This window comes from Gelidibacter sp., assembly GCF_053579655.1.
Map to the genome: position 1 here is coordinate 24766 of NZ_JBMDWE010000020.1, position 15310 is coordinate 40075.

12 protein-coding genes and 1 other RNA gene are annotated in these 15310 nt (G+C 37.5%); 7 read left to right on the forward strand and 6 right to left on the reverse strand.

Annotated features, from left to right (window positions below):
- Positions 1 to 33: 33 nt before the first annotated feature.
- From fsa to ffs, 3 genes are all read right to left on the reverse strand, one after another.
- Entirely contained in the window at positions 34 to 687 is a 654-nt protein-coding gene (fsa, locus tag ACOH2D_RS11165) for a fructose-6-phosphate aldolase (RefSeq protein WP_348036246.1), read from the reverse strand.
- A gap of 125 nt (positions 688 to 812) precedes the next feature.
- On the reverse strand, positions 813 to 1616 hold the full coding sequence (locus ACOH2D_RS11170; protein ID WP_348036245.1) for an SDR family oxidoreductase: 804 nt from the start codon (positions 1614 to 1616) through the stop codon (positions 813 to 815).
- A gap of 163 nt (positions 1617 to 1779) precedes the next feature.
- Positions 1780 to 1878, reverse strand: an RNA gene (ffs, locus tag ACOH2D_RS11175) — signal recognition particle sRNA small type.
- Positions 1879 to 1966: 88 nt separating this feature from the next.
- Here ffs and ACOH2D_RS11180 point away from each other — a divergent pair.
- The 4 genes from ACOH2D_RS11180 to ACOH2D_RS11195 all read left to right on the forward strand — a co-directional run bounded on the left by ACOH2D_RS11180 (position 1967) and on the right by ACOH2D_RS11195 (position 6557).
- Positions 1967 to 3001 (forward strand): glutaminyl-peptide cyclotransferase, encoded by a 1035-nt coding sequence (locus tag ACOH2D_RS11180; protein ID WP_348036244.1) that lies wholly within the window; start codon positions 1967 to 1969, stop codon positions 2999 to 3001.
- A 297-nt stretch (positions 3002 to 3298) separates the two neighbouring features.
- Positions 3299 to 3688 carry an acyl-CoA thioesterase gene (locus ACOH2D_RS11185; RefSeq protein ID WP_449535266.1) on the forward strand — a complete coding sequence of 130 codons (390 nt, stop codon included), beginning with the start codon at positions 3299 to 3301 and terminating at the stop codon, positions 3686 to 3688.
- A gap of 92 nt (positions 3689 to 3780) precedes the next feature.
- Positions 3781 to 4533, forward strand: coding sequence for a carboxypeptidase-like regulatory domain-containing protein (locus ACOH2D_RS11190; RefSeq protein WP_449535267.1), 753 nt, complete (start codon positions 3781 to 3783; stop codon positions 4531 to 4533).
- Positions 4534 to 4994: 461 nt separating this feature from the next.
- On the forward strand, positions 4995 to 6557 hold the full coding sequence (locus ACOH2D_RS11195; RefSeq protein ID WP_449535268.1) for a right-handed parallel beta-helix repeat-containing protein: 1563 nt from the start codon (positions 4995 to 4997) through the stop codon (positions 6555 to 6557).
- Between the two features lie 678 nt (positions 6558 to 7235).
- Here the strand turns inward: ACOH2D_RS11195 and glyA are convergent.
- Complete coding sequence (gene glyA, locus ACOH2D_RS11200) at positions 7236 to 8507, reverse strand: serine hydroxymethyltransferase (RefSeq protein WP_449535290.1); 1272 nt, start codon at positions 8505 to 8507, stop codon at positions 7236 to 7238.
- A gap of 233 nt (positions 8508 to 8740) precedes the next feature.
- On the opposite strand from glyA, the gene fahA reads away from it, so the two are divergent.
- Together fahA and ACOH2D_RS11210 are read left to right on the forward strand one after the other, a co-directional pair.
- Positions 8741 to 10027 (forward strand): fumarylacetoacetase, encoded by a 1287-nt coding sequence (fahA, locus tag ACOH2D_RS11205; protein ID WP_348037152.1) that lies wholly within the window; start codon positions 8741 to 8743, stop codon positions 10025 to 10027.
- A 166-nt stretch (positions 10028 to 10193) separates the two neighbouring features.
- Positions 10194 to 11375, forward strand: coding sequence for a hypothetical protein (locus tag ACOH2D_RS11210; protein WP_348037150.1), 1182 nt, complete (start codon positions 10194 to 10196; stop codon positions 11373 to 11375).
- A gap of 70 nt (positions 11376 to 11445) precedes the next feature.
- On the opposite strand, the gene ACOH2D_RS11215 is transcribed toward ACOH2D_RS11210, so the two are convergent.
- Both ACOH2D_RS11215 and ytxJ read right to left on the reverse strand, forming a co-directional pair.
- Entirely contained in the window at positions 11446 to 11925 is a 480-nt protein-coding gene (locus ACOH2D_RS11215) for a PH domain-containing protein (RefSeq protein ID WP_348037149.1), read from the reverse strand.
- Between the two features lie 39 nt (positions 11926 to 11964).
- The gene (ytxJ, locus tag ACOH2D_RS11220; protein ID WP_348037147.1) at positions 11965 to 12369 is read right to left on the reverse strand and encodes a bacillithiol system redox-active protein YtxJ; all 405 of its coding nucleotides are present in this window, start codon (positions 12367 to 12369) and stop codon (positions 11965 to 11967) included.
- Positions 12370 to 12645: 276 nt separating this feature from the next.
- On the opposite strand from ytxJ, the gene clpB reads away from it, so the two are divergent.
- Positions 12646 to 15258, forward strand: a complete 2613-nt coding sequence (gene clpB, locus ACOH2D_RS11225; protein WP_348037145.1) for an ATP-dependent chaperone ClpB — start codon at positions 12646 to 12648, stop codon at positions 15256 to 15258.
- Positions 15259 to 15310: the final 52 nt, after the last annotated feature.

Genomic DNA, 15310 nt, shown 5'->3' on the forward strand with positions numbered 1-15310 from the left:
GAGCCCTTTCTTTTAAAATATATCACTAAGGAATTAGTTTCCTTTTTTGTAATCTTCCAAAAACTTCGCCAACCCGATATCCGTCAAGGGGTGGTTTAACAATCCAGTAATTGAACTCAAAGGCCCAGTCATAACATCAGCACCTAATTTTGCACAATCAATCACGTGCATCGTGTGACGCACAGAAGCTGCTAAAATTTCAGTCTCATAGCCGTAATTATCATAGATCATTCTAATTTCAGCAACAAGGTTAAGACCGTCGGTAGAAATATCATCCAAACGACCAATAAAAGGAGACACGTAAGTCGCTCCTGCTTTTGCAGCCAATAATGCCTGACCTGCAGAAAACACTAAAGTCATATTGGTTTTAATGCCTTTATCGCTAAAATATTTACACGCCTTTACACCATCTTTAATCATAGGTAACTTGACCACAATTTGCTCATGCAATTCAGCCAATGCTTCACCTTCTCTTACCATGCCTTCAAAATCTGTAGCAATTACCTCAGCACTCACGTCGCCATCAACCAAATCGCAAATGTTTACATAATGCTTCATGATGTTGTCGGTACCGGTAATGCCTTCCTTAGCCATTAACGACGGATTAGTGGTTACACCATCTAAAATACCCATGTCTTGGGCTTCCTTAATTTGCTCTAAATTAGCAGTATCAATAAAAAATTTCATAAATAATAGTATAAATATAAGTTGTGTTTGTCCCGAGGCTTCGGGAGCGCAAAGTTACGATTAATAACAAAGAAGTTGAGGGAATTTTAATTAAAACATATCAACATCACAAATCGAATATAATCCTACAATTTATAATGATTCATCAACATTTGCTCATAGATTTTATCCGGCAAAATGCGCTTTAATACAATGGAAAACTTCTGCATGAACTCCCCCACTTTATAATGAATTTTTGGATTGGGCGTGTTGATGATTTTGAAAATCGCTGCGGCCATAAGCTGTGGATCTTTGCCGCCACTCACATGAGCATCCATAAGATTCAAAGTGTCGCCATAAGGCTTTTTGTAAGGCGAATTTTCTAAGATGGGCGCATGATAGCGACCTGCGGCAATATTAGTAGCAAAATCGCCAGGTGCAACATTGGTCATCTGGATGTTGAAATCCTTGATTTCCATTCTGAAAGCTTCCGTTAGCAATTCCAAAGCACCTTTACTAGCACTGTAAACGCCTCTATAAGGTAAGCCCATATAGCCAGCAATAGAAGTAACATTAACGATAAGTCCTGACTTTTGCGTTCTCATTTGAGGTAAAACCGATTTTATGACGCGAATGGGCCCAAAGAAATTCGTTTCAAAATTACGTTGGATTTCAGCATCCGGAATTTCCTCAATGGGGCCAGTAATTCCGGCTCCGGCATTATTGATCAACACATCCAAACGACCGCTTTCGCTGATGACCGTTTGAATCGCTTTTTCGATGGAGTCAGTATCAGAAACGTCCAGTTGAACTAATTTAAATTGACTGTCTGAATAACGCTCAGGGTTTCTACTGGTACCATAAACGATAAATCCCTTTTGAGTCAAAAATTCGCCCACAGATTTACCTATTCCTGATGAACCACCTGTAATCAATACCACTTTTGACATGTTCAATTAATAATTAAGATTGAAAAATTAAGACCGCTTAATGTGCCAAAAATACAATATAAATAATGCTGTGAGGATTGAAAAGAAGAAGAAATTTGAACTTTGGAAAGTGAAATGAGCTATTTGAAGCTTGGAGATTCCCACCTTCGTGGGAATAATAAAAAAAAGGCAAGTTACCTACATCACACCGCTACGACCATTTACCTTTGCTGCGTTCCCGCCCTGGAGGATTCAACAGGAGCTGGTTGTGTAGGACTTGCCAGCTGCAAAGATACAATCTTTTACTACTTTTGCAATGATTTTATAAACTGAATTTAATTAAATACCTTGCCGAAAAATTAATACAATCTATGTCTACTACTAAACTTTTTATAATCACTGCCTTAAGTCTCTCGTTATGGTCTTGTGGCGACAATCCGAATGGTAAAAAAAGTAGTTTCTCAATCACTACCGATGCTAAAAACAATACCATCGCACTCGGGCAAACCCTTAAATTATCGATTGAAAACCCAAAAAACAAGACCATCAGTGGGATTACTTATAAAATAGATTCCAAAGAAATTGCTGCCGATTTTAATGTTAAGGATGTTCGTCTTGGAGAACACACTCTTACGGCAACGGTTACTTATGAAAACACATCTGAAGAAGCCTCTACAAAATTGACCATTTTAAACAATGCTGCTCCTAAAATTTACAGCTATAAAATTTTGAATGAGTATCCGCATGACATTACCTCCTATACACAAGGCCTCGAGTTTAATGATGGCATTTTGTACGAAAGCACAGGTCAATATGGTAAATCGAAGCTTAGAAAAGTAGATTACAAAACTGGTGAAGTTCTAAAAAACATCAATTTGGGCAGTCAGTATTTTGGCGAAGGACTGACCATCCTAAATAATAACATTTACCAACTGACCTGGAAAGAAAACATTGGTTTTATCCATAACGTCGATACTTTTGAAAAAACAGGAAGTTTCAATTACGGAAAAAGTAAAGAAGGCTGGGGTTTGTGTAACGACGGAAAAGTAATCTATAAATCAGATGGCACCAATAACATTTGGAAACTCAATCCAACAACACTTGCTGAAGAAGATTACATTCAAGTGTATACCAACACCGGTAAAATCGATAGTTTAAATGAATTGGAATATATCGATGGAAAAATATATGCCAACATTTACCAACGCAACGGTGTTTTAATCATCAATCCAGAAAATGGTGCTGTAGAAGGTGTCATCGACTTCTCGCCGCTTCAAAAACTGGTTACCCAACACCCAAGTTTAGATGTATTAAATGGTATCGCCTATAATCCAGAAACAAAAACTATTTTTGTAACCGGGAAGGATTGGGATAAGTTGTTTGAAGTTGAAGTGTTTGTTAAGTAATTTATACGGTCTAAAGCAGCATACCGGTCCGATTAACCTTCAGGTGGACAATTCTCAAGGAATGTTTAAAACAGCCTAAAACCTTGTTGCATTCGTGAAAGTTATAGTAAATAATTTACGTCGAAATTTTCAGGTAAAGATAAGTTTGTGAAAATTCGTGAAATTCGTGTCAAAATTTTTTCTTATAATTTTAGAAAAATACGAGAGAATAATATAATCCAACTAAACATACATAACCTTTGAAATATTTTCAGAAAGAAAGAATATCTTTTAATTTTATACATTAATTACCATCTCATGCAAAGCTTCGAAATACAGATCATTGTAGCCCAAGAGGATCTCGACAATCTCAACCATGTTAATAATGTCCGTTATGTACAATGGGTGCAAGATGTTGCCGAACAGCATTGGCATGCAAAAGCGACAGAGCAAATTCTTTCGGAATATTTCTGGGTACTCCTCAAACATCATATCGAATATAAAAACCCTGCGGTTTTAGGCGATGTCATTACCCTTAAAACGTACATCAAAGAATCTGGTGGCGCCACTTGCGTGCGAATGGTTGACATTTATAACAAAAAAACCAACAAGTTATTGGCTTCTTCAGAAACAACTTGGTGCCTGCTCTCACAAAAAAACATGCGACCAGCTCGAATAACCGAAGAAATCAAAACCCTATTTAGTTAAATATAGACTAAAATTCTTGTTAAAGTCTCTTAATAGATCACGCTTGAAACCCTAAAATGACTTAATTTGAAGGTAATCAACCTCTAAGCCTAGTGACTAAATCTACTATTCTCTTTTGTCTTTTCGCCACCACGATGCTTTCTCAAAACATCTCTGGAACATTATATGACGCCGAAGCAGCAATTTCTGGAGTCAAAATAATGAACATTACTTCGAAGAGCATCACATCTACCGATGGGAGTGGGAACTTCAAAATCTACGCAAAAGTTAAGGATACGCTCATTTTCAGCTCCTTATTTCATCACACAAAACAGTTAGTGGTCACTCCATCCAATTTAGAAGGAACACAAGTGTTTGAACTGAAAAAGATAGTAAACGAATTGGACGAAATAGAACTTCATGGTCCTATCACTCCAAAGGAAATGGATGCCAAGGAAGCTACAAAAAGAATCAATAAACAATTTAAAACTGACGTTGAGAGAAACCCTCATTTATACCGAAGGCCGAATACCAATAGTGGACCAATTGATTTCATCGAGATTGGGAGACGCGTTGTCAAACTCTTCGAAAGAAAAACACCCAAAGAACAAAATCTGGCTGAAACCACTATTACTTCCGACGATTTAAATACGCTTTTCAAAACAGATAAGTTCTTTAATGATACGTTTCTTGTCTTAGATTTGAACATTACCAAAGACAACAAACACCTCTTCTTTGCTTATTGTGAAACAAAAGATATAGCATCCTCACTACTACGTCCGGATAACAAAATTTATCTTATTGACAAATTTTTGGACTACAGCGAAGAATTTCGGGAGATCTTAAAAGAAAGCCAAAACCATTAATACTAAATTTCTGTGAAATTGACGAGCGATACTTAAAATCTTAATCTAAGAGTGAATAGGTGGTTGCAAGCTTATTCGAAGTAGATAACTCAGTGCATTCGAAACAACTTCATTGCGCTCTTTGCGCTCTGCTTTGCGTCCTTGCGGTTTCTGTTTGATTTGTATTTAAACGCAAAGGCGCTAGGTTTTTCGCAACGGTCGCAACGGAATGCCAGTATTTTTATGTTTTCCAATTTCATTTCGATCGCTGTGCTTGCGTGTCCCAAAACAATCGAAGTGTCGAAGAGTCTTAATTCCATCTTTCAATCTTTGATCTCCTTTCTTGATACTTTGCACTTTGCTATGTTCTCTTTTCTATGTTCTTTTTTCTTCTTCAGACATTACAAAATTAAAAAGCCGTTCCTATCCATTCATAATTTCAAAAGTCATATTTTTGAATCTCATCTGAATTGATTGCCATAATGAAAAGAAGTCTTTATTTTATTCTTACTATTTCTACGTTAATCTTATGGAGTTCCTGCCGAAAGGACTTCGATTTTGAATCGAGTGATGGGACTTTGACATTTTCAAAAGACACAGTTTACTTGGATACCGTTTTTACGAATATTGGATCCAGCACCTATAATTTAAAAGTTTACAACCGCAGTAACAAGGACATCTCCATCCCTACCCTACGGTTGGGACAAGGGCAAGCATCAAACTACCGACTTAATGTAGATGGTATGGCTGGTAAGGAATTCAAAAATGTTGAGCTTTTGGCAAAAGACAGCATGTACATTTTTATTGAAACCACTTTTGATATTCAAAGTGTTGTCACGTCTAATAATCAATTTTTATATACCGATGTCATCGAGTTTGACAGCGGATCAAATTTTCAGAAAGTCGATTTGGTCACCTTAGTTAAAGATGCGGTTTTTATTTATCCTAATAGAGACGCTAATGGCATTGTAGAAACATTAACTTTCGATGTTGATGGCGATGGTGTTGATGACGAAACCAGCGTTCAAGGTCGGTTTTTAGCAGATGATGAACTCAACTTTTCCAACAAAAAACCTTATGTGATTTATGGCTATGCTGCCGTTGGGGCTAATAAAACCTTAACTATTGATGCTGGCGCACGTGTGCATTTCCATGCGAATTCAGGTTTATTGATTACCAATAATGCGTCCTTAAAAGTAAATGGACAACTCAGCCCAGATCAAAAGACCTTGACCAACGAAGTCATTTTTGAAAGCGACCGATTGGAACCTTTATTTGATAATATCCCTGGCCAGTGGGGAACCATTTGGCTATTTCAGGGCAGTAAAGAAAATGACATCAATTTCGCCACGATAAAAAATGCCACGATCGGAATTTTAGCCGAAAACAATCCGAATCCAATCATTCCGAAACTGACGATTAAAAACTCAAAAATCTATCATTCCAGTAATTTCGGAATTTTAGGACGTGCCACTTCCATTACGGCAGAAAACCTCGTGATTAACAATGCAGGACAATCTTCTTTTGCGGGTACTTATGGCGGTTCTTACAACTTTACCCATTGCACCATTGCCAATTACTGGTCAAATAGTTTCAGACAGTTCCCGGCACTCTACCTCAACAACTTCTTGATTCGTGAGGATGAATCGACAGTTACCAATGCATTAACAGCTGCCAACTTCAATAATTGCATTATTTATGGCAACAACAATCCGGAATTTCTTTTGGAAGAAGAGGAAGGCGCTGCTTTCAACTTTAAGTTCACCAACTGTTTGATTAAATTTAAGGACAGCAATAATAAATACACCTCTGATCCAAATTATAATTTTGATAACACCACTTTATATGCGAATGTGGTTTTTAATGAAGATCCCAATTTTAAGGATCCTAAAAAAAACGAATTGATCATTGGAGAAAAATCTGCAGCTATTAATGTGATTGGAAACAATCCTTTTTCAAACCAAGTTCCGTTTGATATTTTAAATGTTTCCAGAACTGTATCTCCTGATTTAGGAGCTTATCAACATATTATTTTTGAAGACTAACAAAATGAAAAGAATAACAAATGAAAAATCGTGAAAAAGCGTTTAATAACTCTATTGTTATCATTGGTTTTAATTACTCTAGGATATTTTCAAAAATTAGGAAACGAACATCCGAAACTCAATAATCTACTTTATAAGTTTGGGTTTTTGATTCAGGTTATTTATTTATTTAGGCTTTATTGGTGGTCTAGAAAGAAAGCTCAATAAAATCAAACAGGAATCTATTTTAAAACTTTCAGGTTTCAAAAACCTGAATAGTTATTTTCACACGCCCAAAAGAACACAACACTGTGTTTTCAAACACCACACTCATTCAAGAAGAGTCATATTGGTATAACTATAACAGGATTTAATCAACAATCTGTATAGCTATTTCAGGACGGGCCATCACCTAGCTTATAGCATGGTTATAGCATAGTTATAGCGTGGTCATAGCATAAGTATAGCATGTTTTATCCATGTATTACCACTAATGGTCCCAACTCAACTCTAGTTAAATCCCATGAAATTTATTGCCTGGTAAAGAGATACTAACGACATCAATACCAAAATTTACGAAGCAATTAATAGAAAAACGGGAATATATCTGTTCTAGATCCATTCAAACAAATCAAAAAAAAAGACCTCACAGGTTTTAAAAACCTGTGAGGTCTGATATTAAATAATGTTTTAAGTCAATTAAGAAAACAAAGGTTTCCCATTCATCATTTCATTTACTTTTTCGCCAATGGCCTGCAATTTGGCTTCATTATCACGATTAGTAAGAACCTCATCAATCAATCCAACAATCGCATCCATGTCAGCTTCTTTTAAACCTCTGGTTGTCACTGCCGGCGTTCCGATTCTGATTCCTGAAGTTACAAATGGCGATTTATCATCAAAAGGCACCATGTTTTTGTTTACGGTAATATCTGCTTTGCCTAAGGCTTCCTCAGCTTCTTTACCAGTAATATTTTTATTTCTCAAATCCATCAACATCATATGGTTTTCCGTTCCACCAGAAATAATATGATAATCCCTAGCAACAAACGCCTTTGCCATGGCAGCAGCATTATTTTTAACCTGTAACATATAATGCATGAACTCATCAGTTAAAGCCTCACCAAAAGCAATCGCTTTAGCCGCGATGATATGCTCCAATGGACCACCTTGATTCCCAGGGAAAACACCAGAATCCAAAAGTGAAGACATTTTTCTCAAATCGCCTTTAGGAGTTTTCATTCCGAATGGATTTTCAAAATCAGCACCCATCATAATCATTCCACCTCTTGGACCTCTTAAAGTTTTATGAGTCGTAGTGGTCACAATATGACAATGCGGCATCGGGTCATTCAAAATACCCTTTGCAATTAATCCTGCTGGATGTGAAATATCGGCCATCAACACAGCGCCAACTTTATCAGCAACTTGTCTGAAGGCTTCAAAATCCATATCGCGTGAATAAGCAGATGCACCCGCGATAATCATTTTTGGTTTTTCCTTTTTAGCGGTATCTTCTAATTTATCGTAATCAATCAGGCCAGTAGCCTTATCTACACCATAAAATGAAGGATTATATAATTTTCCTGAAAAATTCACTGGAGATCCATGCGTTAAATGGCCACCATGTGACAAATCAAAACCAAGAATTTTATCTCCAGGCTTTAAACACATTGAATATACTGCAGTATTCGCCTGACTTCCAGAATGCGGCTGTACGTTGACATACTCTGCACCAAACAAAGCTTTAGCACGATCGATAGCTATTTGCTCTACCTCATCGACGACTTCACAACCTCCATAATAACGCTTTCCTGGGTACCCTTCAGCATATTTGTTGGTTAAAACTGATCCTGCGGCTTCCATAACCTGATTGCTCACAAAGTTTTCGGAGGCGATAAGTTCTAAACCGTTTAATTGTCTTTCTTTCTCAGCTTCTATAAGCTCAAATATCTGTTGGTCGCGTTGCATAAATATGTACATTTTCATTCCCTCGAAGGAGGGAATCTATTGATTAATATAAATTTTCCCCAAAAGTACTAAATACAATAGTTAATTAGGTCAAAAATCAAATTTTTCGTCTGAAGATATTCCTTTTCTCAATTCATCTGAGACAAGATAACTTTAAGTTTATTTTTTATTTTAAATTAAAAAAAATATGTACGTTTGAATACATTTAAAAAAAACTAATTAATAGAAACCGTATGTCTTTATCAGCAAATAATCCCGATAGAACGTCGTGGCTTCACGTGGGGAAGAATTCTGACTTCCCTATACAAAACATCCCTTTCGGTGTTTTTTTAACGCGCGACGACATCATTACCATTGGCACACGCATTGGTGATACAGCCATTGATCTTGGTGCACTTCATCAATTAGGTTATTTTGATGGCATTCCACTCACTGACGATATTTTTCTTCAAGATACTTTAAATGATTTTATTGCAGATGGCCGCAAAACATGGCGTGCCGTGCGAGATAGGATCGCTTCTATTTTTGATAGTAAAAACACCACATTAAAACAAAATATAAAACATAAGGAAATTGTCTGTTTTAGATTGGATGAAATTGAAATGCAATTACCTATTCATGTGGGTGATTACACCGATTTTTATTCGAGTATAGAGCATGCAACTAACGTGGGAAGTATGTTTAGGGATCCTGAAAATGCGCTCATGCCAAATTGGTTGCACATCCCTGTGGGCTACCATGGTCGCAGCTCCTCCATTATTCCATCAGGAATTCCAATAAACAGACCTCAAGGCCAAACCTTACCAAAAGGCGCGACCGAACCTGTTTTTGGACCTTCTAATTTGATTGATTTTGAATTGGAGATGGCTTTTATCACAACAGACGCTAACGATTTTGGAGAATCCATCCCAGTCAATGAAGCAGAAGAATATATTTTTGGATTGGTTCTTTTCAACGACTGGTCAGCTAGAGATATCCAAGCCTGGGAATATGTGCCGTTAGGTCCATTCTTATCTAAAAATTTCGCGTCATCCATGTCACCTTGGATTGTAACCCTTGATGCTTTGGAACCTTTTAAAGTAGCGAATCCAAAACCAATCAAACCACTTTTACCTTATTTACAATCTAAAGGAAAGAAAGGTTATGATATCAATTTAGAAGTGGCGATACGTCCAAAAGATGCCAAGGAAACTATTGTGAGCAAATCCAACTTTAAATATATGTACTGGAATATGTCACAGCAATTGGCACACCATACTATTAATGGATGTCCTGTAAACTCTGGCGACATGATGGGTAGTGGCACCATTTCCGGTCCTACTGAGGACTCCTACGGATCGATGCTGGAATTGACCTGGAGAGGAGAAAAACCGATAAAAATGAAAGACGGCACCGAACGCAAATTCATCAACGATTATGATACCGTAATTATGAGAGGCCATTGTGAAAAAGATGGCACCAGAATTGGATTTGGAGAAGTGTCAACACAATTATTACCTATTTATAATCAGAAGAAATAGGCTTCGACAGGCTTGAAGTTGAAGTACGAAGACTAGTCTCGCTAGTTTTCGTACTTTTTTGTTTTATAGACCTTTAACTTCAGTCTCAGTGCTTCCAACTCCCCACTTTAATCGTTTGGCATATAATTTGAAATCCATTAACTTTAACCACTTAAAAACCAGAAATATGAAAGGAAAATTACTCTATACAGCATTTATTTTACTACTTGTTGCGTGCAGTAGTAAAAAACAAATCGAGAAATCACTTCATTCTGGTAATTACGATCAAGCTATTGAAGATGCCTTAAGAAAACTTGAAACCAACAAAAACAAGGATCGCAAGCAAGATTATATCATCTTACTTCAAAACGCTTATGTCAAAGCGGTCGAGCGGGATTTACAAGACATCAACCATCTTAAAAAAGATGGCAATCCCGAACATTACAAAAACATTTACGATCTCTACCTTACCTTAAATGCACGTCAGGAAGCCCTTAAGCCATTCCTGCCATTGCGTATTGACAACAAACCCGTGCGCTTCGACTTTAAGGATTATACAAATGCCATTGTAGAGTCCCGCATCGCGGTTTCTGATCATATGTATCGTACTGGCTTACAACTTCTGAAATCCAATTTCAAACAAAACATCAAAGAAGCCTACAACACCTTTCACTATGTGGATCAAATTAATCCAAAGTATAAAGATGTTCGCAATTTAATGAAAGATGCCCATAATCTCGGAACTGATTATGTGCTTGTAACCATCGAAAACCAAACCGATCAAGTTATTCCAAGACGTCTGGAAGATGACCTCTTGAATTTTGACACCTACGGATTGAACCAGTTTTGGACCGTTTATCACGCCAACCCTGAACCTCGACTCCGTTATGATTATGCAATGGCCCTGCAACTAAAACGCATTAATATTTCACCAGAAAAATTAAGCGAAAAACAACTGCTAAGAGAAAAGCAAATTGTGGATGGCTGGAAATATCAAAAGGATAGCAAAGGAAATGTTGCCAAAGACAGTTTAGGAAACGACATAAAAATTGACAACATCATCAATGTAAAAGCACGCTATTTTGAATATCACCAATTCAAATCCACCCAAGTTCTTGCCGATGTGGTCTATGTAGATTTGAAATCCAATCAAACTTTGGATGTCTTCCCAATTAACAGTGAATTTATGTTCGAACACATCTATGCCACTGTACAAGGCGATGAGCGTGCTTTAAGTGCACGTGACAGGGATCTTTTACGTAACAGACAAGTCCGATTCCCATCAAATGAAGATATGGTTTATGACACTGGCGAAGACCTAAAAGTGAAGTTAAAACAGATTATTAGTTCGTATAGCATGCGGAATTAAAATGAAAAACTCCCAAAACAGAACGTTTGGGAGTTTTATATTCCAAGATTTTTCCGTTCTCGTAATGCTTTTATAGAAGGTCATAAAGTATTTTCATTTTACCCACGAGTTCCTCTGATTTTTCAGAACTCAAAAGATACTTTTTGTCTTTTGTTGTAATACGGAACATTTGGTTTCTGTCTTTTACAAGACTCACAGAATCATCCATGGTATTTCCGATGAATCCAAAAACGCCTTTACTTCCATAGGTCATCGTCAGATTGGAATATCCCATTATACACACTTCCAAAATATCAGTATTAGGGATCTTTATCTTACCGATGTTTTTCTTTAACACGATACCATCCTTTTCAATAATAATCTTTTTTAATGAAATTGAATACAAATAAATGATGGCACCCACTATCAACAGTGGCAAAACAACACGAACGGTTATTCCTAAACTTTTATTAATTACAATGATGGTGAACAAAACCATTATCGACAAAATCACGGCGCTAAACGTGGCAATTCTGACATACGAAGAACTTTTGCTTCTGTAAATATTCATTTTTAAACTTTTGAGTATAAGAATCTCAAATGTAGTTATTTAAACAAACTTTCCCAACTCCAAATTATTGACCCCACTGTGACTGTCATGAGCTACCACTACTCCATTTTTAATAACCAATAGCTGAGGCGATTCATGTGTAACCTGAAATTTTTCTGCAATGCCAGCAGAAATCGATCTATAGTTTAACAAATCCAAATAATAAAGATCGGCTTCATTTTCGGAAAGCTTGTACTCTTTTTTAAAATGATTCATGACCATCCTACTAACCCCGCAACGTGTAGAATGTTTAAAAATGAGTTGCGTTTTGGTTTTCGAACGCTCCACAATCTCATCCAACTGTTCAATTGTAGTCAAATTAATCCAAGGTGTGACGTTTTCTTGTTTAGCTTCACCTGCTCCCGAATCTGTTGAAGCACCAAATAATTTATTAAATAATCCCATGATTTCTTAGTTTTTCATTTCTGCACATCTTCCCATTCGAAGCCGCAAGAATATTAATTTGTATTATTTTTTACCATTCCATTAACGGAAGCGTCTTTAGTTTTCAACTATCTTTAGTAGATAAGTCGCTAACTTTTTGAAACATCGAAAACTGACGAAACGTCACGTTATTCCTGAGGATTTCCGACTTTTTGTCTCTCTTCTTATATTGGTAAGGTAATTGAAATATTGTTTTGGAAAATTAGACAATTAATATAAAAACACAACATCTTATATATGAACTTTAACAATTATACCATAAAATCACAGGAGGCTATTCAGCTCGCACAACAGCTTGCTCAGACCTATGGCCATCAGCAAATAGAAAATGAGCACATTTTTAAGGCCATTTTTGAAGTTGACGAAAACGTATTGCCATTTCTTCTTAAAAAACTGAATGTCAATGTCAACCTGTTACATCAAACATTGGACAAGCAATTGGAAAGCTTTCCAAAAGTTACGGGCGGTGACATTATGCTTTCAAGAGAAGCTAATAAAACGCTGACGGAGGCCTCAATCATCGCCAACAAAATGAAAGATGACTTCGTTTCCATCGAACATTTGATCATGGCTGTTTTTAAATCGAACAGCAAAATAGCACAAATGCTCAAGGATCAAGGCGTGACCGAAAAAGCATTAAATGCGGCCATCGAAGAACTTCGTCAAGGCGATAACGTGACTTCGCAAAGTCAAGAGGATACCTACAATTCCTTGAACAAATACGCCAAAAACCTCAACCAATTGGCCAAAGACGGCAAATTGGACCCTGTTATTGGTCGTGATGAGGAAATCAGAAGAATTCTTCAAATCCTTTCACGTCGTACGAAAAACAACCCGATCCTCGTGGGCGAACCAGGAACTGGTAAAACGGCAATTGCAGAAGGTTTAGCGCATCGCATTATAGATGGCGACGTTCCTGAAAATCTAAAAGATAAACAAGTATTCGCTTTGGATATGGGTGCGCTCATCGCAGGCGCCAAATATAAAGGTGAATTTGAAGAACGCTTAAAAGCAGTGATCAAAGAAGTAACCTCAAGCGAAGGCGATATCGTTTTATTTATTGACGAAATCCACACCCTTGTAGGTGCCGGTGGCGGACAAGGCGCTATGGACGCAGCAAATATTTTAAAACCAGCTTTGGCAAGAGGCGAACTGCGCGCTATCGGAGCAACCACACTTGATGAATATCAAAAGTATTTTGAGAAAGACAAAGCTTTGGAGCGTCGTTTCCAAAAAGTGATGGTCAACGAACCGGACACCGAAAGTGCGATTTCCATCCTTCGTGGGATCAAAGAAAAATATGAAACCCATCATAAAGTCCGTATTAAAGACGAAGCCATTATTGCTGCTGTAGAATTATCTGAACGGTATATCACCAACAGATTTTTACCAGACAAGGCGATTGATTTAATGGACGAAGCCGCGGCCAAACTGCGCATGGAAATCAATTCCAAACCAGAAGAACTGGACGTATTGGACCGTAAAGTCATGCAGCTGGAAATTGAAATCGAGGCTATTAAGCGTGAAAAGGATGAAACCAAATTAAAATCCCTGCGTGCTGATCTTGCGAATCTTAAAGAAGATCGCAATGAAATGAATGCCAAATGGATGAGCGAAAAAGAGGTTGTGGACAATATCCAAACCACCAAATCCAACATTGAAGATTTTAAAGCGGAGGCTGAACGTGCCGAGCGTGACGGTGATTATGGAAAAGTAGCTGAAATTCGCTATGGAAAAATCAAGGAAGCTCAAGCACAACTTGAAAAACTTCAAAAGGAATTACAAGAAAACCAATCGGGCAGTTCTTTGATAAAAGAAGAGGTTACCGCTGAGGATATTGCAGAAGTCGTCGCAAAATGGACCGGAATTCCGGTCACCAAAATGTTGCAATCTGATAGGGAAAAACTTTTAAAACTGGAAGATCAATTGCACAAGCGTGTGGTTGGACAGTATGAAGCAATTACCGCAGTGAGTGATGCCGTCCGAAGAAGTCGCGCAGGATTACAAAATGTACAAAAACCGATTGGCACCTTCTTGTTTCTAGGAACTACAGGCGTTGGTAAGACGGAGTTAGCAAAAGCATTGGCCGAATACCTGTTTGACGATGAAAACGCCATGACCCGTATTGATATGAGCGAATACCAAGAACGCCATAGCGTGAGCCGTCTAATCGGAGCACCTCCAGGATATGTCGGTTATGACGAAGGCGGACAGCTCACCGAAGCAGTGAGAAGAAAACCGTATTCTGTGGTATTGCTTGATGAAATAGAAAAAGCACATCCGGACACCTTCAATATTTTACTGCAAGTATTAGATGAAGGCCGATTAACGGACAATAAAGGTCGGGTTGCCGATTTTAAAAACACGATCATCATCATGACTTCCAATATGGGAAGCGATATTATACAACAACATTTTGAAGCGACCAAAGATATCGATTCAGCTATTGAAGCAGCAAAAGTCGATGTTTTAGGATTGTTAAAACAAAATGTACGTCCTGAGTTTTTAAATAGGATTGATGACATCATCATGTTCACGCCGCTATCAAAAGAGAATATTTTTGAAATAGTAGGCTTACAACTAAAAGGCTTGACAAAAATGTTAGCAAATCAAGGCATTACTTTTGACGCCACAGATGAAGCGACGACCTATTTAGCTGAAAAGGGCTATAATCCTGAATATGGTGCACGTCCTGTAAAACGTGTGATACAAAAAGAAGTCTTGAACGAATTGAGCAAAGAACTGCTCTCTGGAAAAATCACTACAGATAGCATCATTTTGCTAGACTCGTTTAACGATGAATTGGTCTTTAGAAACCAAGGCGAATTGGTAAAAGAAGCCCAAGCATAGCAAACCCTGACATGCTCAATGTCAGCGTTTAAAAGTCCGAGAGGATTTTTCA

Bases quoted from the DNA above. Each gene is read 5' to 3' on its own strand.
- ACOH2D_RS11215 (WP_348037149.1), bottom strand. From the start codon at position 11,925: ATGAATATTTACAGAAGCAAAAGTTCTTCGTATGTCAGAATTGCCACG.
- glyA (WP_449535290.1), bottom strand. From the start codon at position 8,507: ATGCAACGCGACCAACAGATATTTGAGCTTATAGAAGCTGAGAAAGAA.
- ACOH2D_RS11170 (WP_348036245.1), bottom strand. From the start codon at position 1,616: ATGTCAAAAGTGGTATTGATTACAGGTGGTTCATCAGGAATAGGTAAA.
- ytxJ (WP_348037147.1), bottom strand. From the start codon at position 12,369: ATGGGATTATTTAATAAATTATTTGGTGCTTCAACAGATTCGGGAGCA.
- ACOH2D_RS11210 (WP_348037150.1), top strand. From the start codon at position 10,194: ATGAAAGGAAAATTACTCTATACAGCATTTATTTTACTACTTGTTGCG.
- clpB (WP_348037145.1), top strand. From the start codon at position 12,646: ATGAACTTTAACAATTATACCATAAAATCACAGGAGGCTATTCAGCTC.
- fahA (WP_348037152.1), top strand. From the start codon at position 8,741: ATGTCTTTATCAGCAAATAATCCCGATAGAACGTCGTGGCTTCACGTG.
- ACOH2D_RS11195 (WP_449535268.1), top strand. From the start codon at position 4,995: ATGAAAAGAAGTCTTTATTTTATTCTTACTATTTCTACGTTAATCTTA.
- fsa (WP_348036246.1), bottom strand. From the start codon at position 687: ATGAAATTTTTTATTGATACTGCTAATTTAGAGCAAATTAAGGAAGCC.
- ACOH2D_RS11185 (WP_449535266.1), top strand. From the start codon at position 3,299: ATGCAAAGCTTCGAAATACAGATCATTGTAGCCCAAGAGGATCTCGAC.
- ACOH2D_RS11180 (WP_348036244.1), top strand. From the start codon at position 1,967: ATGTCTACTACTAAACTTTTTATAATCACTGCCTTAAGTCTCTCGTTA.